This window comes from Streptomyces sp. B21-083 (genome assembly GCF_036898825.1).
Classification (GTDB): domain Bacteria; phylum Actinomycetota; class Actinomycetes; order Streptomycetales; family Streptomycetaceae; genus Streptomyces.
On record NZ_JARUND010000003.1, the window covers coordinates 16,585 to 43,522 of the forward strand.

Sequence of the window (26,938 nt, forward strand, 5' to 3'; positions counted from 1 at the left end):
GCGTGAGGCGGGCAAACCGGCCGTCTCCGGCGACGGGCGGTCCGCTTCTTTCCCGTTCCCCCCGTTCCCCGGCGTCACTTCGCTCGGAGTACCTTGACGCCGTCCCGCTCGAAGTCGTAGACGTAGCCGTTGAGGCGGAGGCCGTCGATCGCGCCGATCCACATGAAGTCCCGCCCCTTGCCCACGGCGACCGTGTAGACGGTCGGCCTGGCATTGACGTTGGTGAACGAGGCCTTCAGTTGGGCGAAGGTGCACTGGGCGGCCTGGGTGCAGGTCGTCTCGTTGCCCGTGAGGTACCAGTAGCCGGTGCTCGTGGCGTCGATGAAGGGGCTCCAGCCGTTCGTGACCGGGGACGCGCTCGGCACCCACACCAGCGTGGAGTAGTCGTCGGTGGCCGTCACGTTCGGGTCGATCTCGAACCTGATGTTCGGCATGTTTGGCGTCGCGCCCCCGTAAGCGACGTTCTCGGCCGTCTGGAAGACGTGGAATCCGACTTGCCGCAGCCGCAGTACCTGCTGCCCGGAGAAGTCCACTTCGTTGCCGAAGTCGACCTTCTCGCTGGGAGGGACCAGGGTGGTGGAGTTGTTGGCCACCTCGATGCCGAGGCTGCCCCGCCCGTACGGCGGCCGGGCGGCGGTCCCTGTGGTGCCGAACGGGCCGAAGGGGCCGGTGCGGAGTTCGGCGACCGGGGAACCGATCGTGTTGCGGGCGATCACGCCCCAGTGGTCCGAGTGGGGTGGGTTGTTGTCGGCGGCGGCTGATCCAGGAAGGATCGCGGCGATGAGGGCGACCAGCAGGGTGGCCACGAGCACCGTTCCCTGTCTCACGCCAAGGCGAGCTTTCACGCGCACTCCTAGTAGGAGATGGTGTAGGGAAAGGTCACGGTATATTACCGTCTGTAATGTCATGATGTGACATGCGGTAAATGGTGTGAGTTTGTTCTTTCCGGCGCTCGCGCGGTCTCGGGCTCGGTCTCCCTCTCGGCGGCGGCATGCCAAGGGCCCCCGGCGCCTGGCGCGGAGGGCCCTACTGGCAGCTGCCAGGTACTAGTACTGGAACGTGCTAGAACGTGCCCAGTTTCACGATCGACAGCAGGGCGATCAGCTGGATCGCCGACGCGCCCAGGGCCTTTGGCCAGAGGAGGTCGTGGGAGCGGCGGACCATGATGGTCAGGAGGACGCCTGCCGCGACCCAGGTCGCCCAGCCGAGGATCTGTACGAAGGGGGCGTCGCCGCCCGCGAACATGGCGACGAGGAGGCGGGGGGCGTCCGTGATGGACATGATCAGCATGGAGAGGCCGACCGTAGGCTGCCAGGCGCCGTCGCCGCCGAGCTGGCGGGCCAGGGTGTGGGTGACCACGCCCAGGATGAAGGCGCTCAGGACCATCGCCACGCCCGTCGTCAGCACGATCGGGATCGCGTTGCTGAGCGTCGCGTTTATCGTGTCCTTGCGGGTGTCGTCGAACCCGAAGACGGCGATCAGGCCGTACAGGAACGTGACGACGAGCGCCGGGGCCCACACCGAGTAGTCGCGCATCTGCAGGAACGTGCGGTCGGGGGCGGTGACGATGCCCCGGAGCAGTTCCTTCCAGCGCAGGCGCGGACCGGCCGGCGGGGCCGCGGCCGAGCCGGCGCGGTAGGTGTCGCCCTGGTTGTACGGGTCGTCGCCGGTGCTGAACGCCTGTGTGTGACCAGGGTTGTTGGCCGCGTACGGGTCCACGGGAGCGTTCGGGTGCCCCTGCTGAGGCCCGTGTCCCTGGCCGCCGTCGCCGAAGTACTCCGGCTCGCCGTGTCTGCCCTGGCCGCCGGGCCCGCCCTGTCCGCCGTAGCCGCCGTTGTCGGCGGTCGCCTGTGGGGGCCACTGCCGTCCGGCGCCGCCCGAGCTGCCGTACGACGGCTGTCCGCCACCGTACGGCTGCTGCTGGGGCGCGGAGGGGTAGCCGTACGACGGGCCGCCCTGTGGGGGCTGCTGGCCGTACGGCTGCTGCCGCGGTTGTTGTTGCGGTCGCGCTTGCGGGGGGCGGTTGTCCCGGCCGCCGCGTCCGATCCTGAATCCAGCCACGTCATCGAACGTACCTGGTCCCGGAGAGTGACGGGTGGGGCCGGGGGTTACGGACCCCGCTTTGCTGCCGACCTGTGACATCCCTTAAGGGGGCCCGGACCCTTCCCCTAGGGAAAGGATCCCGTTTCTCTCCGTTACGGGAGCATCCCGTCGATCAGGCCCTCCGGCACCGCCGAGACCCCGGCCGCCGTGATCCCCGACGCCGAGCCGAGCAGCCGTAGCGAGCCCATGCCGCCCGAGACGTACAGGTCGGCCTTGCCGTCGCGGTGGGCGTCGGGCAGGCGCAGCTTCATGCCGAAACCTGCGCAGTCCTCGCAGTCCTCGCAGTCCGCGCCGATCGCGAGGTCCCGGTAGCCGGCGCCGTTGCCTGCAAGCCCGCAAGCCCTACGTCCCTACAGGAACTCCGAGCTGGAGAACGTCACGGACGGCTTGACCGCTACCGTTCCGACCTTTGTCCCGGGGTAGACGGCCACCTCGTCCCAGGTCTCGCCCCGGTACGTCCGTACCGCCAGGTCCGCCCGGCCGTCGCCGTCGAAGTCGCCGACCGTGAGCACCCGGGTCGTGCCCCGGGTGGGCGGCGCGACGATGACCATGCCCGCTGTCGAGAGGCCGGCCGTCGCTGTCCGTGCCCGGAACACCCTCAACCGGGAGCCGCTGGAGACGAGTTCGTCGCGGCCGTCGCCGTCGAAGTCGCCGGAATCGAGCATCGAGCCGGGGGAGGCGAGGGTGCCGGAGGTCGCGTCGGGGAGGTCGTAGCGCAGTGACGTTTTGCCCATCGCGCCCACAGCCGCGTCCAGGTTCTTGCCCTTGCCGAAACGGCCGAGGGCGACGTCGATGCCCTCGGGCAGTACCGCCCCGGTGCGTGTCGGGCCGTTCGGGCCGCCGAGGACCACCGCCGACTTCGAGGTGCCGTCCGCCGTACGGACGACGAGGTCGTCGTATCCGTCATGGTTCACGTCGGCCGCCGGGCCCGTGGGCACGTTGCCGGGGGCGGCGATCGGTGCACCGGCCTTGCGCGGGGCGCCCTTGCGGGTGAACGGGCCGCGCAGGTAGCTGAGTTGGGCGTTCGAGGCGTGGACGACGAGGTCCTGGGCGCCGTCGCCGTCGAAGTCGCCGCACACCGGCTGGTCGGGCCAGTCGTTGCCGGCGCGGGCCTGCGCCGGGATCGCGAGGGTGACCGCGCGGCCGGTGAGGCCCGCCGGGGAGCCGAAGAGGATCTGGAGGGGTACCGGGGGCCGGCCCTGGCCGTCGTAGGGCGGGTCCGTCGACACGACCAGGTCGGTGAAGCCGTCGCCGTCGAGGTCGCAGGTCGCCTCCGCGTCGAAGACCGCCGGCAACTGGCCCTTCGTACTGGCTGCTTGACGGGCCGGGCTCAGCAACTGCCGGGCGCCGGGGACGAGTCCGCCCGGGGAGCCGTAGACGATGCCGATACCGGCGTCGTCCGTGTGGAGTTGGTCCTTGACGAGGTCGCCCAGGACCAGGTCACGGTGGCCGTCGCCGTTGAAGTCGTCGGCGATCTCGCTGCCGTCGCCCTGCGGTATCGGGCGTTGGGCGGGGGCCTTGGCGACCTGCACGGGGGTGTCGGCGGCGGCTGTCCCGTCGTCGCCGGAGAGGGGGCCGCAGGCGGTGAGTGCCATCAGGGCGCCGAGGGCCGCCAACCCGCTGGTGGCCGCCGTAACCCGACCGCCTCTTCGTACGCGCACCCCGTACCCCGCACCTCGTCCGGACCGTTGACCCCATTGGCAACTACTCGGTAATGATGCACGTGTTCGAGATACGGGGACAGCCCCGTGACCGGGCTATGGCCCCGTGACAGGCGACAGCCCCGTGCCCGTACGAGGGGCAGGGGGCTGTCGGTGGCGGCTGTACCGGCGGTTACTTCACCGGCTGCGGCTCAGGCGCGCTCTCCGTCTCCGCCTCGCCCGCCGGGGGTTCGTCGTCGGGGGCCGGGGTCTTCACGGACGTCAGGAGCAGCTGGGCGACGTCGACGACCGTGATGGACTCCTTCGCCTTGCCGTCGTTCTTCTTGCCGTTGACCGAGTCGGTCAGCATGACGAGGCAGAACGGGCAGGCCGTCGACACGATGTCGGGGTTGAGCGAGAGGGCCTCGTCGACTCGCTCGTTGTTGATGCGCTTGCCGATCCGCTCCTCCATCCACATCCGCGCGCCGCCGGCGCCGCAGCAGAAGCCGCGTTCCTTGTGGCGGTGCATCTCCTGCTGGCGCAGGCCCGGGACGGCCGACATGATCTCGCGCGGGGGCGTGTAGATCTTGTTGTGGCGGCCCAGGTAGCAGGGGTCGTGGTAGGTGATGAGGCCCTCGACCGGGGTGACCGGGAGCAGCTTGCCGTCGTCGATGAGGTGCTGGAGCAGCTGGGTGTGGTGGATCGTCTCGTAGTCGCCGCCGAGCTGCGGGTACTCGTTGCCGATCGTGTTCAGGCAGTGCGGGCAGGTCGCGACGATCTTCTTCGCCGACTTCGGCTTCTTCGACTCGGGGGTGACGTTGCCCTCGTCGTCCGTCTCCTCGCCGAACGCCATGTTCAGCGCCATGACGTTCTCCATGCCGAGCTCCTGGAACAGGGGCTCGTTGCCGAGGCGGCGGGCGGAGTCGCCGGTGCACTTCTCGTCGCCGCCCATGATCGCGAACTTGACGCCCGCGATGTGGAGGAGTTCGGCGAACGCCTTGGTGGTTTTCTTCGCGCGGTCTTCCAGGGCGCCGGCGCAGCCGACCCAGTACAGATACTCGACCTCGGTCAGGTCCTCGATGTCCCTGCCGACGACCGGCACCTCGAAGTCGAGCTCCTTGAGCCACTCCAGGCGCTGCTTCTTCGCCAGGCCCCAGGGGTTGCCCTTCTTCTCCAGGTTCTTGAGCATCGTGCCCGCCTCGGACGGGAAGGCGCTCTCGATCATCACCTGGTAGCGGCGCATGTCGACGATGTGGTCGACGTGTTCGATGTCCACCGGGCACTGCTCGACGCAGGCGCCGCAGGTGGTGCAGGACCACAGGACGTCCGGGTCGATGACGCCGTTTTCTTCGAGGGTGCCGATCAACGGGCGCTCGGCCTCCGCGAGGGCCGCCGCGGGCACGTCCTTGAGCTGCTCCTCCGACGCCTTCTCGTTGCCTTCCATGTCCTTGCCGCCACCGGCCAGCAGATACGGCGCCTTGGCGTGGGCGTGGTCCCGCAGCGACATCATCAGCAGCTTGGGGGAGAGGGGCTTGCCGGTGTTCCAGGCCGGGCACTGCGACTGGCAGCGACCGCACTCCGTACAGGTGGAGAAGTCGAGCAGGCCCTTCCAGGAGAACTGTTCGACCTGGCTGACGCCGAAGACGTCGTCCTCGCCGGGGTCGGTGAAGTCGATCGGCTTGCCGCCGGACGTCATCGGCTGGAGGGCGCCCAGGGCGGTGCCGCCGGTCGCCTCGCGCTTGAACCAGATGTTCGGGAAGGCGAGGAAGCGGTGCCAGGCGACGCCCATGTTGGTGTTGAGCGAGACGACGATCATCCAGACGAAGGACGTCCCGATCTTGATCATCGCGGTGAGGTAGATCAGGTTCTGGAGTGTCGTCGCGCTCAGGCCCTTGAAGGCCAGGACCAGCGGGTACGAGGCGAAGTAACCGGCCTCGTAGTGCTCGACGTGGTGGATCGCGCCCTCGAGGCCGCGCAGTACGTAGATCGCGAGGCCGATGGTGAGGATGACGTACTCGACGAAGTACGCCTGGCCCGCCTTGGAGCCCGCGAAGCGGGACTTGCGGCCGGGGCGCGAGGGGAGGTTCAGCAGGCGGATCACGATGAGTACGGCGATGCCGAGGATCGTCATCACGCCGATGAACTCGATGTACATCTCGAACGGCAGGAAGCCGCCGATGACCGGCAGTGTCCAGTCCGCCGAGAAGAGCTGGCCGAAGGCCTGCGCGAGGGTCGGGGGCAGGGTCAGGAAGCCGACCGCCACGAACCAGTGTGCGAAACCGACGATGCCCCACCGGTTCATCCGGGTGTGGCCGAGGAACTCCTTCACCAGCGTCACGCTGCGCTGGTAGGGGTTGTCCGTCCGCAGGCCGGCCGGGACGGGCTGGCCGAGTTTGAAGTACCGGACGAACTGACCGATGGCGCGTGCCAGCAGCGCGACGCCGATCACGGTCAGGACCAGCGACACGATGATCGCGGCGAGTTGCATGGAAGGGCTCCTCAGGCCTGCGCGTAATGACTGTGGTGATTGTGATGACTAAGGGGGCGACTAATGGAGCGGTATTACTAAGCGGTAACTTAGACAGTCTGTCAGAGACTACTCACATCTTGAACCGCACTGTAGCCAGCGGCGGAGTGATCTGGATCGCTCAGGCTTACCTGAGTGGCGCTTGAGTGGGGGATCAAAACCGATCGGATCAGACGACGTTGTGACGATGTTGCGTCGTGTTATTCGTACAGAATTGTTACGTTTGCGCCTACCGTGAAGCGGTGCTCTACGGGATCCTCGCCGCCATCGCCGCCCTGTTCCTCGCCGCCGTCCTCGCCGCCCTCCTGCGGACACTCGCCCTGCGTCTCGGCGTCCTCGACCGGCGCCGGGCGCGCCCCCTGCCGCTGCTCGGCGGACTCGCGGTCGTGCTCGCGACGGGGCTGGTCGCCGGGGCGGGGGAGTGGACCGGGTACGCCCCCCTGGGGGACGGCGTCGGTGAACTGCTCGTCGCCGGCGCGGGTGTCGGCGGGCTCGGACTGGTGGCCGACGTGTGGCGGGTCAAGGCGCGGTTCCTGGTCGTCGGTACGGCCGTCGCCGCCGGGTTCGTGGTGCCGTACGGGGAGTTGGGGTTGGGGGTCGGGCTGCTCGCGCTCCTGTGGATCGTGTTCGTCACCCTCGCCTTCCGGGCCCTCGACCACGCCGACGGGCTGCTCGGGACGGTCGGGGTGCTGACCGCCTTCGGGGTGGGGGCGTGCGCCGCCGTCGAGGTGCTCGACGGGCTCGCCGTGCTGCTGAGCGTCCTGGCCGCCGCGCTCACCGGGTTCCTGATGCACAACTGGCATCCCGCGCGGATCGCCCTCGGCGCGTGCGGGTCCCTGTTCACCGGGTTCGTGCTGGCCTCGGCCGCGGTGGTCGTGCGGACCGGGCACGAACTGGCTTCCAGCGCGGGGGTGTTGTTCGCGCTCACCGCCGTGGCGGGTGCGGACGTGGTGCTCGTGGTGGTGTCGCGGCGGCTGGCCGGGCGGCCGTTGTCCCGGGGCGGGCCCGATCATCTCGCGCACCGGCTGCGGCGGCTGGGGCTCACCCCGCGCGGGGCGGCGGTACTGCTGGGCGCGTGCGCCTTCGGGGCGGTGCTGACGGGGGTGCTCGTGCACGGCGGGTGGGCCGGGGAATCGGGGCTGTGGTGGGTGGCGGGGGTGGCCGGGATGGTCGTACTGGGGCTCCTGAGGGTTCCCGTGTACGGGCTCCGGCGGCCTCCGGCCCATCAGTCGGCGCAGGTCAGAGCGGCATTGCGCGTAAGGAACGGATAAGAGTTGAGTGTGGTCGACTCAGCTCTGTTGACCGCGCGGCGGGAGTGATGCACACTTGAGCCTGTTCCACTCAAGTCATGGCTCGGCCGTGGCTTGCGTCATCGCTTCACGGCATGGCTCACGTCTTTCTTGCTGGAGGAATTGAAATGGCACGTGCGGTCGGCATCGACCTGGGCACGACTAACTCCGTCGTCAGCGTTCTGGAGGGCGGCGAGCCCACCGTCATCACCAACGCCGAGGGTGCCAGGACCACGCCGTCCGTCGTCGCCTTCGCGAAGAACGGTGAGGTGCTGGTCGGCGAGGTCGCCAAGCGCCAGGCGGTCACCAACGTCGACAGGACCATCCGGTCGGTCAAGCGCCACATGGGCACCGACTGGAAGATCGAGCTCGACGGGAAGAACTTCAACCCGCAGCAGATGAGCGCGTTCATCCTGCAGAAGCTGAAGCGCGACGCCGAGGCCTACCTTGGCGAGAAGGTCACGGACGCGGTCATCACCGTCCCGGCCTACTTCAACGACTCCGAGCGTCAGGCGACGAAGGAGGCCGGCGAGATCGCGGGTCTCAACGTCCTGCGCATCGTGAACGAGCCGACGGCCGCCGCTCTGGCGTACGGCCTCGACAAGGACGACCAGACGATCCTCGTCTTCGACCTCGGTGGCGGCACCTTCGACGTGTCCCTCCTGGAGATCGGTGACGGCGTCGTCGAGGTGAAGGCCACCAACGGTGACAACCACCTCGGTGGTGACGACTGGGACCAGCGCGTCATGGACTACCTGGTCCAGCAGTTCCGCGCCGGCCACGGCGTGGACCTGGGCAAGGACAAGATGGCCCTCCAGCGCCTCCGCGAGGCCGCCGAGAAGGCCAAGATCGAGCTGTCCTCGTCCACCGAGACCTCGATCAACCTGCCCTACATCACGGCGTCCGCCGAGGGCCCGCTGCACCTGGACGAGAAGCTCACGCGCGCCCAGTTCCAGCAGCTGACGGCCGACCTGCTGGAGCGCTGCAAGACGCCGTTCCACAACGTCATCAAGGACGCCGGCATCAACCTCTCCGAGATCGACCACGTCGTTCTCGTCGGTGGCTCCACCCGTATGCCCGCCGTCGCCGAGCTCGTCAAGGAGCTGACCGGCGGTCAGGACGCCAACAAGGGCGTGAACCCGGACGAGGTCGTCGCCATCGGCGCCGCGCTCCAGGCCGGTGTCCTCAAGGGCGAGGTCAAGGACGTCCTGCTCCTCGACGTGACGCCGCTGTCCCTCGGTATCGAGACCAAGGGAGGGATCATGACGAAGCTCATCGAGCGCAACACGACGATCCCGACCAAGCGTTCCGAGATCTTCACGACGGCCGAGGACAACCAGCCGTCCGTCCAGATCCAGGTCTACCAGGGCGAGCGCGAGATCGCGGCGTACAACAAGAAGCTCGGGATGTTCGAGCTGACGGGTCTGCCGCCGGCCCCGCGTGGTGTGCCGCAGATCGAGGTCGCCTTCGACATCGACGCCAACGGCATCATGCACGTCACGGCCAAGGACCTCGGCACCGGCAAGGAACAGAAGATGACCGTCACCGGCGGCTCCTCGCTGCCGAAGGACGAGGTCGACCGGATGCGCCAGGAGGCCGAGCAGTACGCGGACGAGGACCACCGTCGCCGCGAGGCCGCCGAGACCCGCAACCAGGGTGAGCAGCTCGTCTACCAGACGGAGAAGTTCCTCAAGGACAACGAGGAAAAGGTCCCCGGCGACATCAAGACCGAGGTCGAGGCCTCGATCGAGGAGCTGAAGGCCGCGCTCAAGGGCGAGGACGTCGCCGAGATCCGCACCTCCACGGAGAAGGTCGCCGCCGTCTCGCAGAAGCTGGGCCAGGCGATGTACGCCGACGCGCAGGCGGGACAGGCAGCCGGCGCCGGTGACGCCGCTCCCGGCGCCGAGGCCCCGAAGGCCGACGACGACGTGGTGGACGCCGAGATCGTCGACGACGAGCGCAAGGACGGTGCCGCGTGACGGAGGAGACTCCGGGCTTCGACGAGAAGCCCGACGTCCCTTCCGGCGCCACCCCCGACGACGCCGAGCCGAAGGCCGCCCCCTCTTCGGAGGGGGCGGCCCCGGCCGGGGACGCAGCAGCAGCACAGGTCGCCGGTCTGACGGCACAGCTGGACCAGGTTCGTACGGCGCTCGGTGAGCGCACCGCGGACCTCCAGCGGCTCCAGGCCGAGTATCAGAACTACCGCCGCAGGGTCGAGCGGGACCGGATCGCGGTCAAGGAGGTCGCCATCGCGACCCTTCTGACCGAACTCCTGCCCGTGCTCGACAACATCTCCCGGGCGAGGGACCACGGCGAACTGGTCGGCGGGTTCAAGTCCGTCGCCGAGTCGCTGGAGTCCGTCGCCGCGAAGATGGGCCTGCAGCAGTTCGGCAAGGAGGGCGAGCCCTTCGACCCGACGATCCACGAGGCCCTGATGCACTCGTACGCGCCGGACGTCACGGAGACGACCTGCGTGGCGATCCTGCAGCCGGGCTACAAGTTCGGCGAGCGCAACCTGCGTCCCGCGCGGGTCGCGGTGGCCGAGCCCCAGCCCGGGGCGACGCCGGCCGGCCAGGAACCGGGGTCGGCCGACACGGCGGACGGCAAGGAGAGCGGTGGCCCGGAAGAGGGCTGACGTGAGCATTGAGGTGGGGACTTCCGGAAAGGAGGGACGTCGAGGATGAGCACCAAGGACTTCATCGAGAAGGACTTCTACAAGGTCCTCGGCGTCCCCAAGGACGCCACCGAGGCCGAGATCAAGAAGGCGTACCGGAAACTCGCCCGCGAGTTCCACCCGGACGCCAACAAGGGCAACGCCAAGGCGGAGGAGCGCTTCAAGGAGATCTCCGAGGCGAACGACGTCCTCGGCGACCCCAAGAAGCGCAAGGAGTACGACGAGGCCCGCGCCCTCTTCGGCAACGGCGGCTTCCGCCCCGGGCCGGGCGCGGGCGGCGGCTCCTTCAACTTCGACCTGGGTGACCTGTTCGGCGGCGGCGCCCCGGGCGGGGCCGGCTCCGGCGGTGCCGGCGGCTTCGGCGGCGGCATCGGAGACGTGTTCGGCGGCCTCTTCAACCGGGGCGGCGGCGGGACCACCCGTACGCAGCCCCGGCGCGGCCAGGACATCGACACCGAGGTCACGCTGAGCTTCACGGAGGCGGTGGACGGGGCGACGGTCCCGCTGCGCATGACCTCCCAGTCACCGTGCAAGGCGTGCTCGGGCACCGGCGACAAGAACGGCACGCCGCGCGTGTGCCCGACCTGCGTGGGCACCGGCCAGGTGGCGCGCGGCTCGGGCGGCGGCTTCTCGCTCACGGACCCCTGCCCGGACTGCAAGGGCCGGGGTCTGATCGCGGAGCACGCCTGTCTGGTGTGCAGCGGCTCGGGGCGCGCCAAGTCCTCGCGGACGATGCAGGTGCGCATCCCGGCCGGGGTGTCGGACAACCAGCGCATCCGGCTGCGCGGCAAGGGAGCGCCGGGCGAGCGGGGCGGTCCGGCGGGCGACCTGTACGTCACCGTCCATGTCGACTCCCACCCGGTCTTCGGCCGCAAGGAAGACAACCTGACGGTGACGGTGCCGGTGACGTTCGTCGAGGCGGCGCTCGGCGGCGAGGTCAGGGTCCCGACCCTGGGCGGGCCGCCGGTCACCCTGAAGCTGCCTCCGGGCACGCCCAACGGGCGCACGATGCGCGCGCGGGGCAAGGGCGCGGTCCGCAAGGACGGCACCCGGGGAGACCTGCTGGTCACCGTCGAGGTGAGTGTGCCGACGGAGCTGGCGGGGAAGGCTCGTGACGCACTGGAGGCGTATCGCGAGGCGACCGTGGACGAGGATCCGCGGGCGGAGCTGTTCGAGGCGGCGAAGGGAGCCTGACCGAGATGGACGGTCGTCGACGCAATCCGTATGAACTGACGCAGGAGACCCCGGTCTACGTCATCTCGGTGGCGGCCCAGCTGTCCGGCCTGCACCCGCAGACCCTGCGCCAGTACGACCGCCTGGGCCTGGTCTCCCCCGACCGCACTGCCGGCCGGGGCCGCCGCTACTCGGCCCGCGACATCGACCTGCTCCGCACGGTGCAGGCACTGTCGCAGGACGAGGGCATCAACCTGGCCGGCATCAAGCGCATCATCGAACTGGAGAACCAGGTCGCCGCGCTTCAGTCGCGGGTGGCGGAGATGGAGTCCGCCCTGGACGGCGCCGCCGCGGCGATGCAGCAGCGGGAGGCGGCGGTTCACGCGTCTTATCGGCGGGACCTGGTGCCTTATCAGGAGGTTCAGCAGACCAGTGCGTTGGTCGTCTGGCGGCCCAAGAAGGCCAAGGACTAGGACCTGTCCTAGGCGGGTTCATGTGTGAAGGGGCCCGGAGGTTCGGATTCGGTTCGAACCTCCGGGCCCCTTTCGTGTGCTCAGGGCGCCAAGGGCCACCCGCGCGTCACCGGGGGAGATCCGGGGCCTGAGTGGTCTGTCTCTCCTTGAGGTTCTCGATACCCATCCGGTCGGTGTCCTCCGGGACCCCGTTGAGGCGGTGGATCAGCACCCAGCGGCCGTCCTCCACCACTCCGGCGAAGATCGAGTCGTAGCGTGTCGCACCGTTGTGCCAAAGCAACCGGCCTGCCCTCTGCCAGCTCGGCGCGGGCTCCCCGAGCCGTCGCTCCACCAGGAGGCGTACCACCAGGTCGGCTGCCGCACGCGGGGTGGCCCAAAGGCCTCCCGCCGGCAGGATCGCGCCGTCCATCGTCCACGGTCTGCGGGGCCGGCCGAGGGGCCCGGGGGCCAGGAGACGTCGACCGGGGTCCGGGTGCGCGGTCATCTCCGTGATGTCCAGCGGCCGTAGGACGTACTCGGTCACCAACTCCTCGTACGTCGCCCCGGAGGCCGCGGTCAGGGCCGCTCCGAGCACGGCGTAGCCGAGGTTGGAGTACTCCTCCGTTCCGGGAGGCGCGGTGACGAGCGTGTCGAGGCGGGGCAGCAGCCGGTCCAGCGCGGGGCGATCGAACGCCGCGTAAGGGTCCCGGCCGGAAAAGTGACCGGGTGGCAGGCGGGGGAGGCCGGAGGTGTGCCGGGCCAGGTGCAGGAGCGTGATTCCCGTTCCGGGAGCCGTCGTCGGAAGCCATCGCTCGACGGGATCGTCCAGCGTCAGCGCGCCGGACGCGGCCATGCGGGACAGTACCGTGCCGGTGACGACCTTGGTGAGCGAGCCGATCTGGACGAACCGGTCGACGGCATGACCATCACTCACGACAGGCGGGGCCACGTCGCTCAGAACACAGGTCGGTATGGCCGGTAAAGGACGCGGGGCAGACCTCACAGCGCGCTCACCCCGACGCGCGGGAACTCCAACGGGCGGGCAAAGGAAGTCGAGAGCCTCGGCTCGACGCCGGGATCGGTCACGGGTTCTCCGTCAAGTGCGGTGGCGGGGCTTCTTGTTCAGCCGGATGGGCTCGAAGCGGTCCTTCGAGCCCTGACCGTCAACGGCGTGAAGTGGGCCGTCGACGATCAGGACGCGCGAATGCGCGAATTGGTTGAAGTGCCCGACCGCGGTTACCTGACTGCTCGGGCGAGCTGGTTTGCCTGTGTCGGGAGAGCTGTGCGAGCCTTTTCCGTCACCTCTCTGAAAGGGCTGATCGTGACACTAGGCATGGTTCTCGGCGACTTCTCCTCTCGCGCTTCGACGCGGGGGCGGTAGCCCTACCTGCCTTGACACGCGCGCCCGTGCCGCGGCACGGGCTCGTTTGCCCTGCTCCTCGTCGAAGTGCTCTTCGTGCCCATGCACGTTCGAACACGAGGAGTACATGGTGTCCACCATTCACTGGACCGAGATTCACCGGGCCGGGACAGACACCCCCCGTTCCGCGCACTGGCATTCCGAGAGCGCGACACCGCCTCCCAGCCGCGTAGTCGGCGCGGGCGACGGTATGCGTGCCGACACCGCTCACCGTCTGGCCTGCGAAGGCACCGCCTTGTTGTGGCAAGGCGATTTCCACAACGCGCGTCAACTGCTGGCAGCGATGCGCCGCCGCATCGACCGGAAACCTTCCAAGCCGGGCGACAGCACGGCAGACCTCTTCCACCTGCACCGCAGCGCCCATAGCCACCGTGCCCGGGTGCTCGGCAGGCTCCTCGTCCTCCTGGACGACGACCACTGCCTGAACCTGCGCAGAGCCCCCGATGTCCGCCAGGCGTGCACCGAGGCGTACGGTCCGCCGTCCGAGCCGATGGCCGTGTCGCTCACTGAGCTGCTGGGCGTGATCGGAGCGCATCAGTGGCGCGCGAAGGGCGTGGAGGTACCGGCCCTCCGTATTCGTATTCACCCGCACTACGGCGTGTTCTCCCCGGTCAGAGGCGAGTACGTCGACCTCGTCGCGCAGGCACCGCTCCCCACCTCGGCGGACCAACGGACGGGTCACCGCACGGCGTTCGACCTCGGGACGGGTACGGGAGTGCTCGCAGCCGTCCTGGCCCACCGCGGGGTCGACCACATCGTGGCCACGGACGTCAGCCCGCGTGCCCTGGCCTGCGCGCGCGAGAACGTCCATCGACTGCGCCTCACCGGGCGCGTCGACGTCGTGGGGCCCGCCCTTTTTCCCGACGGGCGCGCGGATCTCGTCGTCTGCAACCCGCCCTGGATTCCGGCCCGGCCCACCTCCACCGTGGAGCAAGGCGTCTACGACCCGGGCGGCAGCATGCTCCGCGACTTTCTGGACGGACTCGCCGCGCATCTCGAACCCGGAGGCGAGGGATGGCTCGTCCTCTCGGATCTGGCGGAGCGCCTCGGACTCAGGACACGCGGCGAACTGCTGGCCGGCATCGAGGCAGCGGGCCTGCACGTGGTGGACAGGATCGACACCAGACCACGGCATCCACGAGTGAGGGACACCGCCGATCCTCTCCACGCCGCCCGAGCCGCGGAAGTCACGTCGCTCTGGCGTCTCGCCGCCAACTGACATTCAGCGCTGCGACCGAGGGAGACCTGTCGGTCGTCGGCCGACAGTGCGGTCCGGTGCGCGAGGGGAATGGGGTCCGAACCCGGCGGGAAGGCGGATCGTTCCGCCCTCACTCCGTCGGGTGATCCCGCGACGAATCCCCTGGTCAGCCGAACAATCGTACATAGCGTGATCGTGTTGCTTGTGCACCTAGGACGCCGAGCCCACACTTGAGGAGGAGGTGCCGCCATGACCGCTCTTGCGCACGAGAGGCCCGAGACGATGTCCGAGTCCCAGGTTGAACTCACGAATGAACCCAACCTGGACGAGGTCGTGTGGCAGGTATGGAAGGCCATAGAACTCCCCGAGGGCTACCGCGCTGAGATCATCGAGGGAGCCATCGAGGTGTCGCCCACCGGACGTTTTTCGCATGCCCAGGTTGTCAATCGCCTGCGCGATGCGCTGGCGATCTTCCTCCAGGACAATGAGTACGGCGCCTGGAACGACACGAACGTGATCCATCCGCAGAGGGCGTGGATTCCGGACGGGTTCGTGGCCCCTCGGGACGGTGAACTGATCGAGGCGGAGGACAGTCTCGGCATCAAGGCCTCAGCGGTTCACGTGGTGATCGAAGTCGTTTCTCCCGGCAAGCGCAACCAGGATCGTGACCGGGTTCGCAAGCGCCGGGAGTACGCCCGTGCCGGAATCCCCGTGTACGTGATCGTCGACGACTACGACAACCACGGAACGGTGAGCATTCTGACCGCCCCGGTCCCCGACCACGCCCGCTACGAGGACGAGCACCGCGTGCCGTACGGCACCGAGGCAGTCGTTCCGGAGGGCCCTGCCAAGGGGTTCGTCATCGGTGAGACGATCACGGGTCCTAAGCGAGGTTGAGGCGAGTCGTGGAACGGCCGGGAGGTGAGCTGATGAGCCGCCTCCCGGCCCTTCCCCTTGTGCGCAGGCTCGACACAGTCGTCAGCGGCCGACAAAGACCTCTGCCGTGGACCCTCGGAAGACACCCTGAGGGCCTTGGCCGCTTCCTTGAATTCACCGAAGGACATGTTGGCGATCATCAGATTCGCGTGCATTTCGTGGACCCCAGCCGGGACGCTGCGGAACATGCCGCCCTCCGCCTCGAACTCCTCGTCACTCTCACACTCTTCCCTGGTCAGCATGGCCACCGCCAGCAATGTGCTGGGCCCGTCGCGCATCGAGTCGCGGTCGGCGAGGTACACAACGCTCAGTTCCTCATCGGTGGACGCCGCAGACAGTATCTGAGCCGGCGTGAAGCCCCCACACGTCGGATTGTCGACCAGGTGGACGTACGGCTCGTAGTCGCCGTCACCCCAGGGTCTCAACAGCTCCGCTTTCACAGCAGCCCATGCCTGCTCGTTGTCGTAGTCGGTTCTGATGACCAGCGCTGCGTCCTGATCACGCCCGGCCAACCACTCGACATACCCGCTCACGTTGCTACCCCCGCCTGTGCAGTCATGTCCCTCGGATTCCGCGTGCACGCTACGCGAGGCCACTGACACAGAGGCGAGCCTTCAAATGCCGAAGCCCGCCGAGTGAAGCGCTCAGTCGCACGGGCTCAGCTCACCTTGAACTGCATCGTGGTCGCCGGGCCCGTCCGGCCCCCGTACCCGTAGTAGTCCACCGCCCGCACCGTGAACGTGTAGGAGCCGGAAGCGGGCGGCGTCCACGTGGCCGTCGAGTCCGTGGTCCTCGTACAACCCGTGTCGCTGGAGAACCTGTACTCGAACCGCCGTGCGCCACCCAGTCGTTCGCCGTGCACTCCGTGTACGGGGCGGACAGGGTGACCGCCGGTGGCAGTGGCGCGGTGGCCGTCGCCGGGGTCTCCCGGTACACCGTGACCAGTCCCGTGGGGGCCGACTCGTTGCCGTACTGGTCGAGGGCGACCACGTAGGAGGAGGCGCGGCCATCCCGCCCGTTCGGGAACGGCGGAATCCAGCCGTCGATGATCAGGGCTCGTGAGGAACGTCCTTGGTTGTACAGATCTTGGTCGGGTCTCCGTGTCCTTGCCAGGTGCACTTGGTGGAGAGCGTGCGAAGGCCGTTTGCGCAGGCTTCCGCCACTTCTTCACGGTGACAGCGGAGTGTGATGTTGCCCTCCGGATAAGTAGTTCCGCTTGACGCCTGCGGGGTCCCCCGAGTTGTCTTTTCAGACACATGGGCCGCACTGCTGCGTCCACGTCCCAAAAGCACCTGAAGTGAGCGCCCGAATGTTTCGTCTGTCTCGTCCGGTTGGTCCGATTCGCATGAGTCGTGTGGCTCGTTTTCGTCGTTCCGCCACAGCCGTGGCCGCCTCCGCGGTCACGGTGTCCCTCGCTGCCGGTTGCGGCGTACTCGACGCCAGTGGGAAAGCCAGTGAGTCGACCCCGGCCAAGGGCAACGACATCACGGTGGGGCTGCTGCTTCCGGAGACGGCGAACACCCGGTACGAAAAGTTCGACTACCCGATCATCAAGAACAAGGTCGCGTCGCTCACCAACGGTGAGGGCCGGGTCGAGTACGCCAACGCGGGCGCGGACGCCGCCAAGCAGGCCCAGCAGTTGCGGAAGATGATCGACGACAAGGTCGACGTCCTGCTCCTGGACGCCGTGGACGCGCACGCCATCGCCGGCGAGGTCAAGAAGGCCAAGGACGCCGGGATTCCGGTCATCGCGTACGACCGGCTGGCCGAGGGCCCCATCGACGCGTACATATCCTTCGACAACGAACTCGTCGGCGAGGTGCAGGGACGTTCCCTCCTGGAGGCGCTCGGCGGTGACGTCGACATCTCGAAGAAGATCGTCATGATGAACGGGTCGGTGACCGACCCCAACGCCGCGCAGTTCAAGGAGGGCGCCCTCTCCGAGCTGAACGGCAAGGTGACGATCGCGCAGTCCTTCGACACCAAGGACTGGAAGCCGGAGAACGCCGAGGCGAACATGACGAAGGCGATCGCCGCCATCGGCAAGGACGACATCGCCGCCGTCTACTCCGCGAACGACGGCATGGCGGGCGGCATCATCAAGGCCCTGGAGGCCGCGGGCGTCACCAAGCTGCCGCCGATCACCGGGCAGGACGCCGAACTGGCCGCCGTGCAGCGGATCATCAACGGCGAGCAGTACATGAGCGTCTACAAGTCGTACCCGCAGGAGGCCGAGACGGCGGCCGAGATGGCCGTCGCCCGCATCCAGGGCCGCGACATCCAGTTCGACGCCCTCACCCGGGACAAGGTCGACAGCCCCACGAACAAGGACATTCCGGCCCAGCTGGTGAGTGTCGTCGCTCTGACGAAGGACAACATCAAGAGCACGGTGGTCGAGGACGGCATCTACAAGATCTCCGACATCTGCACGGCGAAGCTCGACGACGACTGCGCGGCCCTCGGGCTGAAGTAGCCGCCAGTGGCGACGGGAGGCGCGGGCGCGTACCCCGGGCCCACCCGCCCGCCCCGGGGTACGCGCATCCCGTACGGGACGTTTCAGGCCACCCGCGTGAACTCCACCGTCACCTCCGGCGGCCCCCCGGCCACGCCCCGGTACACGCCCTTGTGCGGTGTCACGTCGTCGTAGTCGCGCCCCCGGCCGACCACCACGTGGGACTCGTCGGCGCGGGTCCGGTTCGTCGGGTCGTAGCCGCACCAGTCACCCGCCCAGTACTCCACCCAGGCGTGGGACTGGCCCTCCACCGGGCGGTGCAGTTCCGCCTCCCGCTCGGGGTGGAGATAGCCGGAGACATAGCGGGTGGGCAGGCCCAGGCCCCGCAGCAGCGCGATCGTCACATGGGCGATGTCCTGGCAGACGCCCGCGCCCTGCTCCCACGCCTCCGCCGCCGACGTGTTCACGCCGGTCGCGCCGGGCAGGTACGACACCCGGTCCGCGACCAGCGCCGACACCGCCGTCGCCGTCTCGTGCGGGTCGAGACCCACGGCCACCTCCCGCGCCCGCGCCACCAGCTCCGGCGGCACCGACGTCCGTACCGTCGCCGTCGCGTACTCCAGCAGACGGGAGTTGGCCGTCCGGTCGGTGATCTCCGCCCAGCTCGGCGCGGGGTCCAGGGGGCCAGGGGGAGCCGTCTCCACCAGGCTCTGGGCGGTGATCGTGAGGTCGGCGTGCGGATCCATCAGGTCGAAACCGGTGACCTGCGTCCCCCAGTAGTCCCAGTACGACCAGGTCGGCGTCGTCGGGTTGACGGTGACCCGGGCGTCCAGCGTCGTCTGGCCGGGGAGCGTCAGCGGAGTCATCCGGACCTCGTTGTGCGAGGACACCGCGGCCTGCGCGTACGCGACCCGGGTGACATGCCGGATGCGGAGCCGGCGGGTCATCGGCGCGTTCGCCGGCATGATGCTCGTCGCGCCGCCCGTTCCGCTGCCCGTCCCGCCCCCTGTCCCATTGCTGCTCATACTGCTCGCGCTCCTTCCTGGGCCCACTCCACGGGCCCCTGGTACGGGAAGAACCTCTCCGCGACCGCCTCCGCCGAAGCCATACAGGCGGCTTGCAAGTCCTGTAGCAGCACCGGGAGTTGGTCCTCCATGGCCTGTGAGTCCAGATACTCCAGACGGGTCCGCAGTCGGCCGATCGGGCGGCGGGCCGGGTCCTGACGCGGACGGCCGAGCGCCGCGAGGCACTCCTCCGCCGTCGTCAGGGCGTGCAGTGCCGAGCGCGGGAAGTCCCGGTCCAGGAGCAGGAATTCGGCCACTCTCGGGGTGTCACCGAAACCGCTGTACACCCGCGCGTACGCCTCGTCCGCGCCGCTCGCGCTCAGTAGCGTCGGCCAGTCGGGGGCGTGGGCGGCGTCCAACACCCGTACCGACAGCAGCCGTACGGTCATGTCCACCCGCTCCAGGCTGCGCCCCAGGATCACGAAACGCCAGCTGTCGTCCCGGCTCATGGTGGAGTCCGCGAGGCCGAAGAAGAGGGCGGATCTGCGCCGTACCAGCTCCAAGTAGGCGTACGGGCCCGTGCGTCGGGCCGCGAGGCGCTGGTCGGCGAGGGCGTGCCAGGTGGAGTTGAGGCACTCCCACATCTCCGAGGAGACGGCCTCGCGGGCGCTTCTCGCGTTGAGCCGGGCCGCCCCGAGCGCGCCCTCGATCGCGCACGTCGAGAGGGCGTCGAAGGCGAGCTGGTCCAACACCTGCTGCATGTCGACGGGTTGGCCGCCCGCGTCGACGCCCAGGATCGCGTACAGGGAGCGGCAGGCCGCGTCCTCGTCGCGCCAGGGGTCCTCGAGGAGGCGGTGCAGATAGGCGTCCAGGATGCGGCTCGTTGCGTCGGCCCGCTCCACGTAACGGCCCGTCCACGTCAGGGCTTCGGCTATCCGGGAGAGGATCACGTCGTTCACTGCTGCGCCCCTTCCTGTACGAGGGTGAGGTTGCCGTCGGGCCCGTGCTGGCGCGGGGCGACCTCGGGAAGCGTGCCGGCCGGCTCGGGGTACGCGGTCTCGGTGGGGCCCTCGGCGAGCACCCAGGTGTCCTTGGAGCCGCCGCCCTGGCTGGAGTTGACGATCAGGTTGCCCTCCTGGAGGGCGACGCGGGTCAGCCCGCCCGGCAGGACCCAGACGTCGGTGCCGTCGTTCACGGCGAACGGACGCAGGTCGATGTGGCGCGGCGCCATCCGCTCGCCGGCCAGGGTCGGGGAGGTGGAGAGCGCGACGGGACGCTGGGCGATCCAGCCCCGGGGATCGGCGGCGACCGCCTTCCGCGTCCGTTCCAGGGTCTCCCGGTCGGCCTTGGGCCCGATGACGATGCCCTGGCCGCCGGCGCCGTCGACTGGCTTGATGACCAGCTGGTCGATCTGGTCGAGCACGGCGTCCAACTGGCCCGGCTCGTCCGGACGGAACGACTCCACGTTCGGAAGAATCGGTTCCTCGGAGAGGTAGTACCGGATCAGATCGGGTACGTAGGTGTACAGCAGCTTGTCGTCCGCGATGCCGTTGCCGACCGCGTTGGCGAGGGTGACGGTGCCCGACTGGGCGGCGCTCAGGATGCCGGGGCAGCCGATCACCGAGTCGGGCCGGAAATGGAGCGGGTCGAGGAAGTCGTCGTCCAGCCGTCGGTATACGACATGGACGGGCACCTCACCGCGCGTGGTCCGCATCCACACCCGGTTCTTACGGCACACCAGATCGTGCCCCTCGACCAGCTGCACGCCCATCAGCCGGGCCAGCAGGGCGTGTTCGAAGTAGGCGGCGTTGCTCGGCCCCGGGGTCAGGACGACGACCCGGGGATCGACGGCCCCGTCCGGCGCGGCGGCCCGCAGCGCGGCCAGCAGGCGCCCCGCGTACCCGTCGACGGGGACGACGTGCTGCTCGGCGAAGAGGGACGGGAAGATACGGGTCATCGCCCGCCGGTTCTCGATGACGTACGACACCCCGGACGGCACCCGGACGTTGTCCTCCAGGACCCGGAAGTCCCCGGCCTCGTCCCGGACGAGATCGATGCCGGCGACGTGGACGCGTACCCCGCCGGGTGGCTCGATGCCCTGGGCGGCCCGGTGGAAGTGCGCCGAGCTGAGCAGCAGCCGCCACGGCACGACACCGTCCTCGAAGGCCCGGCAACCGCCGTACGCGTCCGCGAGATAGGCCTCCAAGGCCCGCACCCGCTGGGCGACCCCGCGCTGGATGAGATCCCACTCCAGCGCGTCGAGGATCCTCGGTACGAGGTCCAGCGGCCAGGGCCGCTCCTCGCCCGCGAAGGCGTAGGTGACCCCGCGGTCGGTGAACGCCCGGGCCATCTGGTCGGCCCGGAAGCGCAGTTCGGTCGGTTCGATGGGCTGGAGCGCCGCCAGTACCGGCTCGTAGGCGGCCCTGACCTCACCCGGCCGCACAAACATCTCGTCCCACGCGTCGGCCAGCGCGTATGCGTCAAATATGTCCGCCATGGCCTGACGGTAGGGGCGGGACGTAACGGGACGATCTCCGTGTGGTTTCCGGGAGCTTGCGCGGTTTTCGGGTCGGCTGGTTCGGGTGTCGACTACAACGGGGGGTACTGACTGTCGTAGACGGCTCCGCTGACGGCGTCCACCCATCTGGTGTCCAGCGGGTCGGGGTCGGCGCCATTCTCCTCGGCGGAATCTGTGTCGGTGCCGGTCGCGGTGCTGACGAGCCACTCGGGATGCCAGCCGTCGCCCCGGTCCACGGCCTTGAGGGTATAGGCGCGAGGATTCGGGCCCGCCGGGTCGCGTCCGTTCGCGGAGGCCCTCTCCTGAACTTGCCGGATGACCGCCTGCTCGGCCTGCTCGGCGCTGAGCTCGGGCGCGGGAAGGCCGTCGATACGGGTGGGCTCAGGGTGACGTCGATCCGGGAGACGCGCCCGGCTCTGTTGATCTGGACGCCGAGCATGCGGGGCATGAGGACCGCGTCCTTGTCGAGGAAGCGCCAGCTCGTCATCCAGCCGTAGGTGGCCTTGTCTCCCACGGGGTAGGTCCTGCGGCTGGTGGCGGGCGCCGCCCAGGGATAGTGCTCGCGCATGTACCGGTCGGCGATACGGGCCGCGTCGTCCTTGCCGCGAGGGGTGGTGGCGCCGGGGACGGGGTAGCTGCCTGGACCCGGAGCCTCCCACTCCTCCAGGACGATGTTGAGGTGACGGCGGGAGGGCCAGTCAAGGGTCGCGTAGCCCTGGGCCGAGACGCCGAACATGAGGTTGGTGCAGCGGACGCCGACGCAGGGCTGTACGTACACGTGGCCTATCCGGAACCGGTCCCCGACGGCTTGGCGAACAGCCTCGCGGGCGGCCTGCCGCTGTGTGCTGTCGGCGTCGCTGAGGCCGGTGCCGTCGTAGTTCATCGGGGTGATGGCAGTCCGGAACACGCCAATTCCCGCCAGTCCGAGGGCCAGGGCGGTGAAGAGGGTGGGCTTGGCCCAGCCCTGCCAGTCGAGGGAGCGGCGGGAGACGAGGAAGACACCGGAGGTGAGGACGCCGAGTACGCCGCCGATGATGTTCATCTCGGCGTCGGAGCTGTCGCAGCTACGGCTGATGCCGGGCACGAGTGCCTGGGCGAGTTCTATGACGCACGGCAGAGCGGTGACGCCCACCAGCGCGGGCAGTGGCTTGCGCAGAGCGAGCAGGGCGAAGAAGCCGACCGGGAGGAACATGGCCAGGTTCCAGACGCCCTGAGTGGTGTGGAACGGCTCGGCGAACTGGTGGTTGATCACGCATTGGCCGCTCGGACTGCCTGCTCCCCCGAAGGTGGTGACACCGAGAACTCCGACCAGGGTTGCGGTGAGGGCGGCCCACCACATGCCGTGCGGGGCACGCCTGAGAACGCTGAACCGCCATACCAGGCCACCGGAAGCCAGGGCCGCGACGCACAGGGCGGCGAGAAAACCGTAGCGGTCTCCGAAGATCGCTGTGAACACAGAAGGGGTCTTTCAGAGACGACTTGCCCAGGCAGAAAATGAGGGCCCCGGCTGGATGGGGGACACCCGGCCGGGGCCGCTTCAGACGTTCCCCCGTGCGCCTTGCGGCGCCCCCGTTACGTCTTGGGAAGCGCCTTCCACAATGCCCTCCGGGACAACGCCCCACCACCATCAGCTTGTTGCAGGGACACGGGCGGAGGAGGGGCGAAAGTCGGACATAGTTGAGGGATTGGGGGCGCACGACGGGCCAGGCCGTGTTGCGGACCACGTCCGGGCCGCGCATAGTGGCGCTGCGAAGTGCTGGAACCAGTAGCGGGATGGGGCGATGACCGGGCACGGGACGGACGAGCATCCACACGGTGCTGACCGACTGTGCGAGGCGGGGGATCGCGTGTATTCCCGGGCCGTACGGCGGGGCCGTGTGCCGCGCGGCGACGCCGACCTGGTGCCGTGCCTCGTCGAACTCGCCCTGCTGCACCCCGATCCCGACGACATGGCCTGGCTGGTGCCGACCTCTCCGCAGGAGGTCATGACCCGGTTGCTGCGTGGCGTGTACGACGAGGTCAACGCGAGCCAGCGGCGTGTGGGCTCCGCTGTCGCCGCCTTCGAGTCGTACGCCCGTCTCGGCAGCCAGATCCAGCCCGCCGGCGCGGGCTCCGGCTCCGGAGAGGGCACCGCCCTACGCGTGCTGGACGGCCTCGCGCGTATCCAGGCCGCGATGGACGAGGCGACGGAGGCCTGTACGACCGAGGTGCTGACCGTGCAGCCCGGCGGTATCCGCCGGGAGTACGAACTCTCGGAGGGCCTGCACCGGGCCCTCGCGCTCCGCGAGCGCGGAGTTCGGATGCGGGACCTCTACAACCATGTGGCCCGGCACGGCCAGGGCCTGCTCAACTACCTTGAACTGATGGGCGGCACGGTCGAGGCCCGAACCCTCGACGAGGTGATCGAGCGGCTGATCGTCTTCGACCGCACGGTGGCGTTCATCCCCGCGAACGCGGAGCGGACGGTCGCGCTGGAGATCCGGCATCCGGCGCTGGTGCAGTACCTGGTGACGGTCTTCGAGCGGCTGTGGCGCTTCGCCGTACCGCTCACGGCCCCGCTCCCCGACAAGGGCATCGAGGGCATCTCGCACCGGGAGCGGTCCATCGCCGCCCTGCTCGCGGAGGGCCACCAGGACGCGGTGGTCGCGGAACGGCTCGGGATCAGCGTGCGGACGTGCCGGGCGCACATCGCTCGGCTGTCGGAGACGCTGGGGGCGGTGAGCCGGACGCAGTTGGGGGTACGGATCGCGCAGGCGGGGCTGGACGGACCGCAGCACGGAAGCGTCGCCTCTGGTGGCTTGATCAGCCTTCCCGCGCCGGCGGAGGCTCCTGACTCCGGCCCTGCGCCTTGCCCTCCTCGTGCGCCTGCGCCTGCTCCAGAATCCCCGACTGCCCGATGAGGTAACCGAGTTGGGCGCGGCTCTCGCTGCCGAGGGTGCTGGCGAGCTTGGCGATGTGGACGCGGGCGGTACGGATGTTCATGCCGAGGCGGGTCGCGATGACGGCGTCGGTGTGGCCCTCGACGAGAAGCGTGGCTATCGCTTGCTGGCGGGGGGTGATGCCGTTCGTGCTCCGTCGCTGGACGGCTTCGGGGTACATGGGCGTCGCCAGGCGCCAGAGGCGGTCGAAGGTCGTGACGAAGAACGAGATCAGAGCGGGATGGCGGACCTCGACGGCGACAGCGCGGTCCTTGCTCGCGGGGATGAAGGCGACCGCGCGGTCGATGACGAGGAGCCGGTCGGTGACCTCGTCGAGCGTGCGGGCCTCGGCGTCGCCGTCCAGCATTTCGTAGCGGGTGATGACCGCGGGTGAGTGGCGGATGGTGTGCTGGTAGAGCGTGCGGATGCGACCGCCGCGGTCGAGCAGGGCCTGGTCCCTGCCGAGGGCGTCTCCAAGGGTTGTGGTGGGGCGCCCGGTGTGGGGCTGGACGGCCAGGACTTCGGTGGCGTCGGACATGGCCTGCCCTATCGCGGCGTTGATCTGATCGAAACCGGCCAGCAGGCTGATGCCGGAGGCGTCGGTTACGGCCGCGTCGGCCACGTCGAGGGCCAGCAGCGGTGCGAACCCCTCGGCCAGTTGCGCCTCGAGTTGTCGCTTCCGGGCGATGTCCCTGGCGCTTTCCCGCAGCAGCCGGGGGAGGGCTACCGCCGGCGTGAGAGGGCGCAGTCTGCGCATGTCCTCCAGGTCTGGTTGCAGCAACCCGAAGGTGATCAGGCAGGGCGCGGCCTCGGCCTCCTGGGCCGGTACGTGACCTTCGCGAAGCGCACGGGTGTACAGGCTCATCCCTGCCTCGCAGAGCTCTGCGGCCCCGTGCTGGTGCGCCTCGGTCACCGTGCGACTTCTCCCCTCGTCCTCAGTTGTTCTGGTCCTGGCCCTGGTCCAGGATCCCCGACTGCGCGATCAGGAACCCGAGCTGGGCGCGGCTGCCGCTGCCCAGGGCGGTGGCGAGCTTGGCGATGTGGGCACGGCAGGTTCGTACGTTCATGCCGAGGCGGCGGGCGATGGCCTCGTCGACGTGGCCTTCGATGAGGAGCTTGGCGATGGAGTGCTGGATGTCGGTGAGGCCGTCCGGCGCGGTTTCGTAGGGGGCGCCCGCGCTCAGGGGCACCGCGCGGTTCCACATGAATTCGAACACCTTGATGAGGTAGCGGACCAGACCCGTGTGCCGCAGCTCCAGTGCGACCTGCCGGTCGTCGCGCACGGGGATGAAGGCAACCGTCTCGTCGCAGATGATCAGGCGCTCCACCAGCTCGTCGATCGTGCGGTATTCCACCTTGCCGTCGGCGAACTGGTCCACGTACGCGAGACGCTCGGGGTTGTAGCGCGCCGTGTGCTGATACAGCGTGCGCAGCTTCACACCACGTTCGATCAGGGGGCGGTCGCGCTCCAGCCCCTGGAGGAGGCTGCGCTCGGGGCGGGCGCCGCCCTGGCTGGGCTGGACGGTGAGCATCTCGGTCCGGCACTGGGCCGTGGCGAGGTTGAGAGCCGCGTTGATCCGGTCGTTGCCCTCCAGCACGGTGATCGCGTGCGTACCGGCGGCCGGCTGGGCGCCGAGGGCCATGAAGGGCTCGAAGGAGTCGACAAGTTCGATCGAGTGCCGTCTGCGCTCGCTGATCTCGCGCTCTATCGGGTCCAGCCACTGGGTGAGAGCCACCGACGGGGGTATCGGACGCAACCAGACCGGGTCGTCGGGATCGGGCTGAAGGAGGGCGAACTCCACCAGGCAGGGAGTGGTCGAAACCTCCGATCGGGCGATGCGCCCGGTGCGCAGAGCGGCCGCATAAAGACGGCTGCCCTCGTCGCACAACTCGGTCACCGCATGGGGATGTGTCGCTTTAGTCCCATTCATTACCAAATCTCCACCCCCCAGGGTCCTGAACGTGCAGGAACATGATGCATCGATTCTGTGGCCATGACGTGCCCGAATGAGCCATCGTCTTACTCGACGGGGGAAAGAGGGACCTTCAAGTGAGGACGAAGCCGATTATGCGTAAGAAAATGCTTCGCTGGGTGCTTGTCGCCGCCTTCTCGGCCGTCGCGACCTTCGGGGCGCTGAGTGGCCTGTCCGGCACGGAGAGTGACAGCAGGGCGGACAGTACCTGGCCGCCGCTGAGCCCTCGATCCGTAGTTGCCGGTGACAGCGTTGCGAAGTCCTCCGACGGTCTGTTTGACAGCGTTTGGGAATGACATGACGACTCCACCCGACGATCGTTCCTTCCGTCGCGAGATGGCCACCGCCTACCGCTCCGGCTGGCACTTCATCGACCTGGTCACCGCCATCCCCCACAGCGGTGACTCGCTGATGGTGACCGTGTTCGGAGAGCCGGTCGTCGTGACGCGGGACGACGAAGAGGACGTCAGGGCGTACCGGTGTCTGCGGCGGCCTCGGGGGGCGCCGCAGCCCGTACGGTGTGCCATTCGGTACGGAATGATCTTTGTGAACCTGGATCAGCGCGACCACCGGCTGGACCACCCCGACATCCCGGATGTCCCCGACTTCCAGGACGTACAGACCATCTCAGCCACCCCCCGCAGTGCCTGACGCGATTCCC

Annotated in this window: 24 protein-coding genes; 10 read left to right on the forward strand and 14 right to left on the reverse strand. The window is 68.9% G+C overall.

Features of this window, described 5'->3' with window-relative positions; genetic code table 11:
• Nucleotides 1–74: 74 nt before the first annotated feature.
• The 5 genes from QA861_RS45735 to QA861_RS45755 all read right to left on the reverse strand — a co-directional run bounded on the left by QA861_RS45735 (nucleotide 75) and on the right by QA861_RS45755 (nucleotide 6,231).
• Nucleotides 75–845, reverse strand: a complete 771-nt coding sequence (locus QA861_RS45735; RefSeq protein ID WP_334595080.1) for a hypothetical protein — start codon at nucleotides 843–845, stop codon at nucleotides 75–77.
• 217 nt (nucleotides 846–1,062) lie between these two features.
• Nucleotides 1,063–2,142, reverse strand: a complete 1,080-nt coding sequence (locus tag QA861_RS45740; RefSeq protein ID WP_334595081.1) for a Yip1 family protein — start codon at nucleotides 2,140–2,142, stop codon at nucleotides 1,063–1,065.
• A 53-nt stretch (nucleotides 2,143–2,195) separates the two neighbouring features.
• The gene (locus tag QA861_RS45745; protein WP_334595082.1) at nucleotides 2,196–2,354 is read right to left on the reverse strand and encodes a hypothetical protein; all 159 of its coding nucleotides are present in this window, start codon (nucleotides 2,352–2,354) and stop codon (nucleotides 2,196–2,198) included.
• Between the two features lie 99 nt (nucleotides 2,355–2,453).
• A complete protein-coding gene (locus tag QA861_RS45750; RefSeq protein WP_334595083.1) occupies nucleotides 2,454–3,764 on the reverse strand; it encodes an FG-GAP repeat domain-containing protein in 1,311 nt (436 codons plus the stop codon).
• Between the two features lie 172 nt (nucleotides 3,765–3,936).
• Nucleotides 3,937–6,231: a heterodisulfide reductase-related iron-sulfur binding cluster gene (locus QA861_RS45755; RefSeq protein ID WP_334595084.1), complete on the reverse strand. Its 2,295-nt coding sequence runs from the start codon at nucleotides 6,229–6,231 to the stop codon at nucleotides 3,937–3,939.
• Between the two features lie 281 nt (nucleotides 6,232–6,512).
• On the opposite strand from QA861_RS45755, the gene QA861_RS45760 reads away from it, so the two are divergent.
• The 5 genes from QA861_RS45760 (at nucleotide 6,513) to QA861_RS45780 (ending at nucleotide 11,879) form a co-directional block, all read left to right on the forward strand.
• The gene (locus tag QA861_RS45760; RefSeq protein ID WP_334595085.1) at nucleotides 6,513–7,541 is read left to right on the forward strand and encodes an MraY family glycosyltransferase; all 1,029 of its coding nucleotides are present in this window, start codon (nucleotides 6,513–6,515) and stop codon (nucleotides 7,539–7,541) included.
• A 146-nt stretch (nucleotides 7,542–7,687) separates the two neighbouring features.
• Nucleotides 7,688–9,538 (forward strand): molecular chaperone DnaK, encoded by a 1,851-nt coding sequence (dnaK, locus tag QA861_RS45765; RefSeq protein WP_334595086.1) that lies wholly within the window; start codon nucleotides 7,688–7,690, stop codon nucleotides 9,536–9,538.
• The gene (gene grpE, locus QA861_RS45770) at nucleotides 9,535–10,194 is read left to right on the forward strand and encodes a nucleotide exchange factor GrpE (protein ID WP_334595087.1); all 660 of its coding nucleotides are present in this window, start codon (nucleotides 9,535–9,537) and stop codon (nucleotides 10,192–10,194) included. The genes dnaK and grpE overlap by 4 nt, the downstream gene beginning before the upstream one ends.
• Nucleotides 10,195–10,239: 45 nt before the next feature.
• Nucleotides 10,240–11,427: a molecular chaperone DnaJ gene (gene dnaJ / locus QA861_RS45775; protein ID WP_334595088.1), complete on the forward strand. Its 1,188-nt coding sequence runs from the start codon at nucleotides 10,240–10,242 to the stop codon at nucleotides 11,425–11,427.
• 5 nt (nucleotides 11,428–11,432) lie between these two features.
• Nucleotides 11,433–11,879 carry a heat shock protein transcriptional repressor HspR gene (locus tag QA861_RS45780; protein ID WP_334595089.1) on the forward strand — a complete coding sequence of 149 codons (447 nt, stop codon included), beginning with the start codon at nucleotides 11,433–11,435 and terminating at the stop codon, nucleotides 11,877–11,879.
• Nucleotides 11,880–11,985: 106 nt separating this feature from the next.
• Here the strand turns inward: QA861_RS45780 and QA861_RS45785 are convergent, their stop codons facing one another.
• Nucleotides 11,986–12,792 (reverse strand): serine hydrolase domain-containing protein, encoded by an 807-nt coding sequence (locus tag QA861_RS45785; protein ID WP_334595090.1) that lies wholly within the window; start codon nucleotides 12,790–12,792, stop codon nucleotides 11,986–11,988.
• 553 nt (nucleotides 12,793–13,345) lie between these two features.
• On the opposite strand from QA861_RS45785, the gene QA861_RS45790 reads away from it, so the two are divergent.
• Together QA861_RS45790 and QA861_RS45795 are read left to right on the forward strand one after the other, a co-directional pair.
• Nucleotides 13,346–14,497 carry a methyltransferase gene (locus tag QA861_RS45790; protein WP_334595091.1) on the forward strand — a complete coding sequence of 384 codons (1,152 nt, stop codon included), beginning with the start codon at nucleotides 13,346–13,348 and terminating at the stop codon, nucleotides 14,495–14,497.
• 228 nt (nucleotides 14,498–14,725) lie between these two features.
• Nucleotides 14,726–15,373 carry a Uma2 family endonuclease gene (locus QA861_RS45795; RefSeq protein ID WP_334595092.1) on the forward strand — a complete coding sequence of 216 codons (648 nt, stop codon included), beginning with the start codon at nucleotides 14,726–14,728 and terminating at the stop codon, nucleotides 15,371–15,373.
• Here QA861_RS45795 and QA861_RS45800 read toward each other — a convergent pair.
• Both QA861_RS45800 and QA861_RS45805 read right to left on the reverse strand, forming a co-directional pair.
• On the reverse strand, nucleotides 15,265–15,945 hold the full coding sequence (locus QA861_RS45800; protein WP_334595093.1) for a DUF6924 domain-containing protein: 681 nt from the start codon (nucleotides 15,943–15,945) through the stop codon (nucleotides 15,265–15,267). The genes QA861_RS45795 and QA861_RS45800 overlap by 109 nt on opposite strands.
• A gap of 125 nt (nucleotides 15,946–16,070) precedes the next feature.
• Nucleotides 16,071–16,274 carry a hypothetical protein gene (locus tag QA861_RS45805; protein ID WP_334595094.1) on the reverse strand — a complete coding sequence of 68 codons (204 nt, stop codon included), beginning with the start codon at nucleotides 16,272–16,274 and terminating at the stop codon, nucleotides 16,071–16,073.
• 483 nt (nucleotides 16,275–16,757) lie between these two features.
• On the opposite strand from QA861_RS45805, the gene QA861_RS45810 reads away from it, so the two are divergent.
• Complete coding sequence (locus tag QA861_RS45810; protein WP_334595095.1) at nucleotides 16,758–17,885, forward strand: sugar ABC transporter substrate-binding protein; 1,128 nt, start codon at nucleotides 16,758–16,760, stop codon at nucleotides 17,883–17,885.
• 83 nt (nucleotides 17,886–17,968) lie between these two features.
• Here QA861_RS45810 and QA861_RS45815 read toward each other — a convergent pair whose 3' ends face one another.
• The 4 genes from QA861_RS45815 to QA861_RS45830 form a co-directional block, all read right to left on the reverse strand.
• Nucleotides 17,969–18,811, reverse strand: coding sequence for a transglutaminase family protein (locus QA861_RS45815; RefSeq protein WP_334595181.1), 843 nt, complete (start codon nucleotides 18,809–18,811; stop codon nucleotides 17,969–17,971).
• A 74-nt stretch (nucleotides 18,812–18,885) separates the two neighbouring features.
• Nucleotides 18,886–19,827: an alpha-E domain-containing protein gene (locus QA861_RS45820; protein ID WP_334595096.1), complete on the reverse strand. Its 942-nt coding sequence runs from the start codon at nucleotides 19,825–19,827 to the stop codon at nucleotides 18,886–18,888.
• Nucleotides 19,824–21,365, reverse strand: coding sequence for a circularly permuted type 2 ATP-grasp protein (locus QA861_RS45825; protein WP_334595097.1), 1,542 nt, complete (start codon nucleotides 21,363–21,365; stop codon nucleotides 19,824–19,826). The genes QA861_RS45820 and QA861_RS45825 overlap by 4 nt, the downstream gene beginning before the upstream one ends.
• Nucleotides 21,349–22,842 carry a VanZ family protein gene (locus QA861_RS45830; RefSeq protein ID WP_334595098.1) on the reverse strand — a complete coding sequence of 498 codons (1,494 nt, stop codon included), beginning with the start codon at nucleotides 22,840–22,842 and terminating at the stop codon, nucleotides 21,349–21,351. Before QA861_RS45830 ends, QA861_RS45825 begins: the two co-directional genes overlap by 17 nt.
• Nucleotides 22,843–23,167: 325 nt before the next feature.
• Here QA861_RS45830 and QA861_RS45835 point away from each other — a divergent pair, with 325 nt between their 5' ends.
• Complete coding sequence (locus tag QA861_RS45835) at nucleotides 23,168–24,286, forward strand: helix-turn-helix transcriptional regulator (protein WP_334595099.1); 1,119 nt, start codon at nucleotides 23,168–23,170, stop codon at nucleotides 24,284–24,286.
• On the opposite strand, the gene QA861_RS45840 is transcribed toward QA861_RS45835, so the two are convergent.
• Both QA861_RS45840 and QA861_RS45845 read right to left on the reverse strand, forming a co-directional pair.
• Complete coding sequence (locus tag QA861_RS45840; RefSeq protein ID WP_334595100.1) at nucleotides 24,189–25,217, reverse strand: helix-turn-helix transcriptional regulator; 1,029 nt, start codon at nucleotides 25,215–25,217, stop codon at nucleotides 24,189–24,191. The genes QA861_RS45835 and QA861_RS45840 overlap by 98 nt on opposite strands.
• A gap of 22 nt (nucleotides 25,218–25,239) precedes the next feature.
• On the reverse strand, nucleotides 25,240–26,235 hold the full coding sequence (locus QA861_RS45845; protein WP_334595101.1) for a helix-turn-helix transcriptional regulator: 996 nt from the start codon (nucleotides 26,233–26,235) through the stop codon (nucleotides 25,240–25,242).
• Nucleotides 26,236–26,574: 339 nt separating this feature from the next.
• Between QA861_RS45845 and QA861_RS45850 the strand changes: the two genes are divergently transcribed.
• Nucleotides 26,575–26,928 (forward strand): hypothetical protein, encoded by a 354-nt coding sequence (locus tag QA861_RS45850; RefSeq protein WP_334595102.1) that lies wholly within the window; start codon nucleotides 26,575–26,577, stop codon nucleotides 26,926–26,928.
• The last annotated feature ends 10 nt before the right edge of the window (nucleotides 26,929–26,938 follow it).

What these genes read in the sequence shown, in the direction of transcription:
- QA861_RS45845 (WP_334595101.1), bottom strand. Translation starts at nt 26,235, where the DNA reads ATGAATGGGACTAAAGCGACACATCCCCATGCGGTGACCGAGTTGTGC.
- QA861_RS45815 (WP_334595181.1), bottom strand. Translation starts at nt 18,811, where the DNA reads ATGACCCGCCGGCTCCGCATCCGGCATGTCACCCGGGTCGCGTACGCG.
- dnaK (WP_334595086.1), top strand. Translation starts at nt 7,688, where the DNA reads ATGGCACGTGCGGTCGGCATCGACCTGGGCACGACTAACTCCGTCGTC.
- QA861_RS45780 (WP_334595089.1), top strand. Translation starts at nt 11,433, where the DNA reads ATGGACGGTCGTCGACGCAATCCGTATGAACTGACGCAGGAGACCCCG.
- QA861_RS45795 (WP_334595092.1), top strand. Translation starts at nt 14,726, where the DNA reads ATGACCGCTCTTGCGCACGAGAGGCCCGAGACGATGTCCGAGTCCCAG.
- QA861_RS45745 (WP_334595082.1), bottom strand. Translation starts at nt 2,354, where the DNA reads ATGAAGCTGCGCCTGCCCGACGCCCACCGCGACGGCAAGGCCGACCTG.
- QA861_RS45835 (WP_334595099.1), top strand. Translation starts at nt 23,168, where the DNA reads ATGACCGGGCACGGGACGGACGAGCATCCACACGGTGCTGACCGACTG.
- QA861_RS45790 (WP_334595091.1), top strand. Translation starts at nt 13,346, where the DNA reads ATGGTGTCCACCATTCACTGGACCGAGATTCACCGGGCCGGGACAGAC.
- QA861_RS45825 (WP_334595097.1), bottom strand. Translation starts at nt 21,365, where the DNA reads ATGGCGGACATATTTGACGCATACGCGCTGGCCGACGCGTGGGACGAG.
- QA861_RS45755 (WP_334595084.1), bottom strand. Translation starts at nt 6,231, where the DNA reads ATGCAACTCGCCGCGATCATCGTGTCGCTGGTCCTGACCGTGATCGGC.
- QA861_RS45740 (WP_334595081.1), bottom strand. Translation starts at nt 2,142, where the DNA reads ATGTCACAGGTCGGCAGCAAAGCGGGGTCCGTAACCCCCGGCCCCACC.
- QA861_RS45810 (WP_334595095.1), top strand. Translation starts at nt 16,758, where the DNA reads ATGAGTCGTGTGGCTCGTTTTCGTCGTTCCGCCACAGCCGTGGCCGCC.
- QA861_RS45850 (WP_334595102.1), top strand. Translation starts at nt 26,575, where the DNA reads ATGACGACTCCACCCGACGATCGTTCCTTCCGTCGCGAGATGGCCACC.
- dnaJ (WP_334595088.1), top strand. Translation starts at nt 10,240, where the DNA reads ATGAGCACCAAGGACTTCATCGAGAAGGACTTCTACAAGGTCCTCGGC.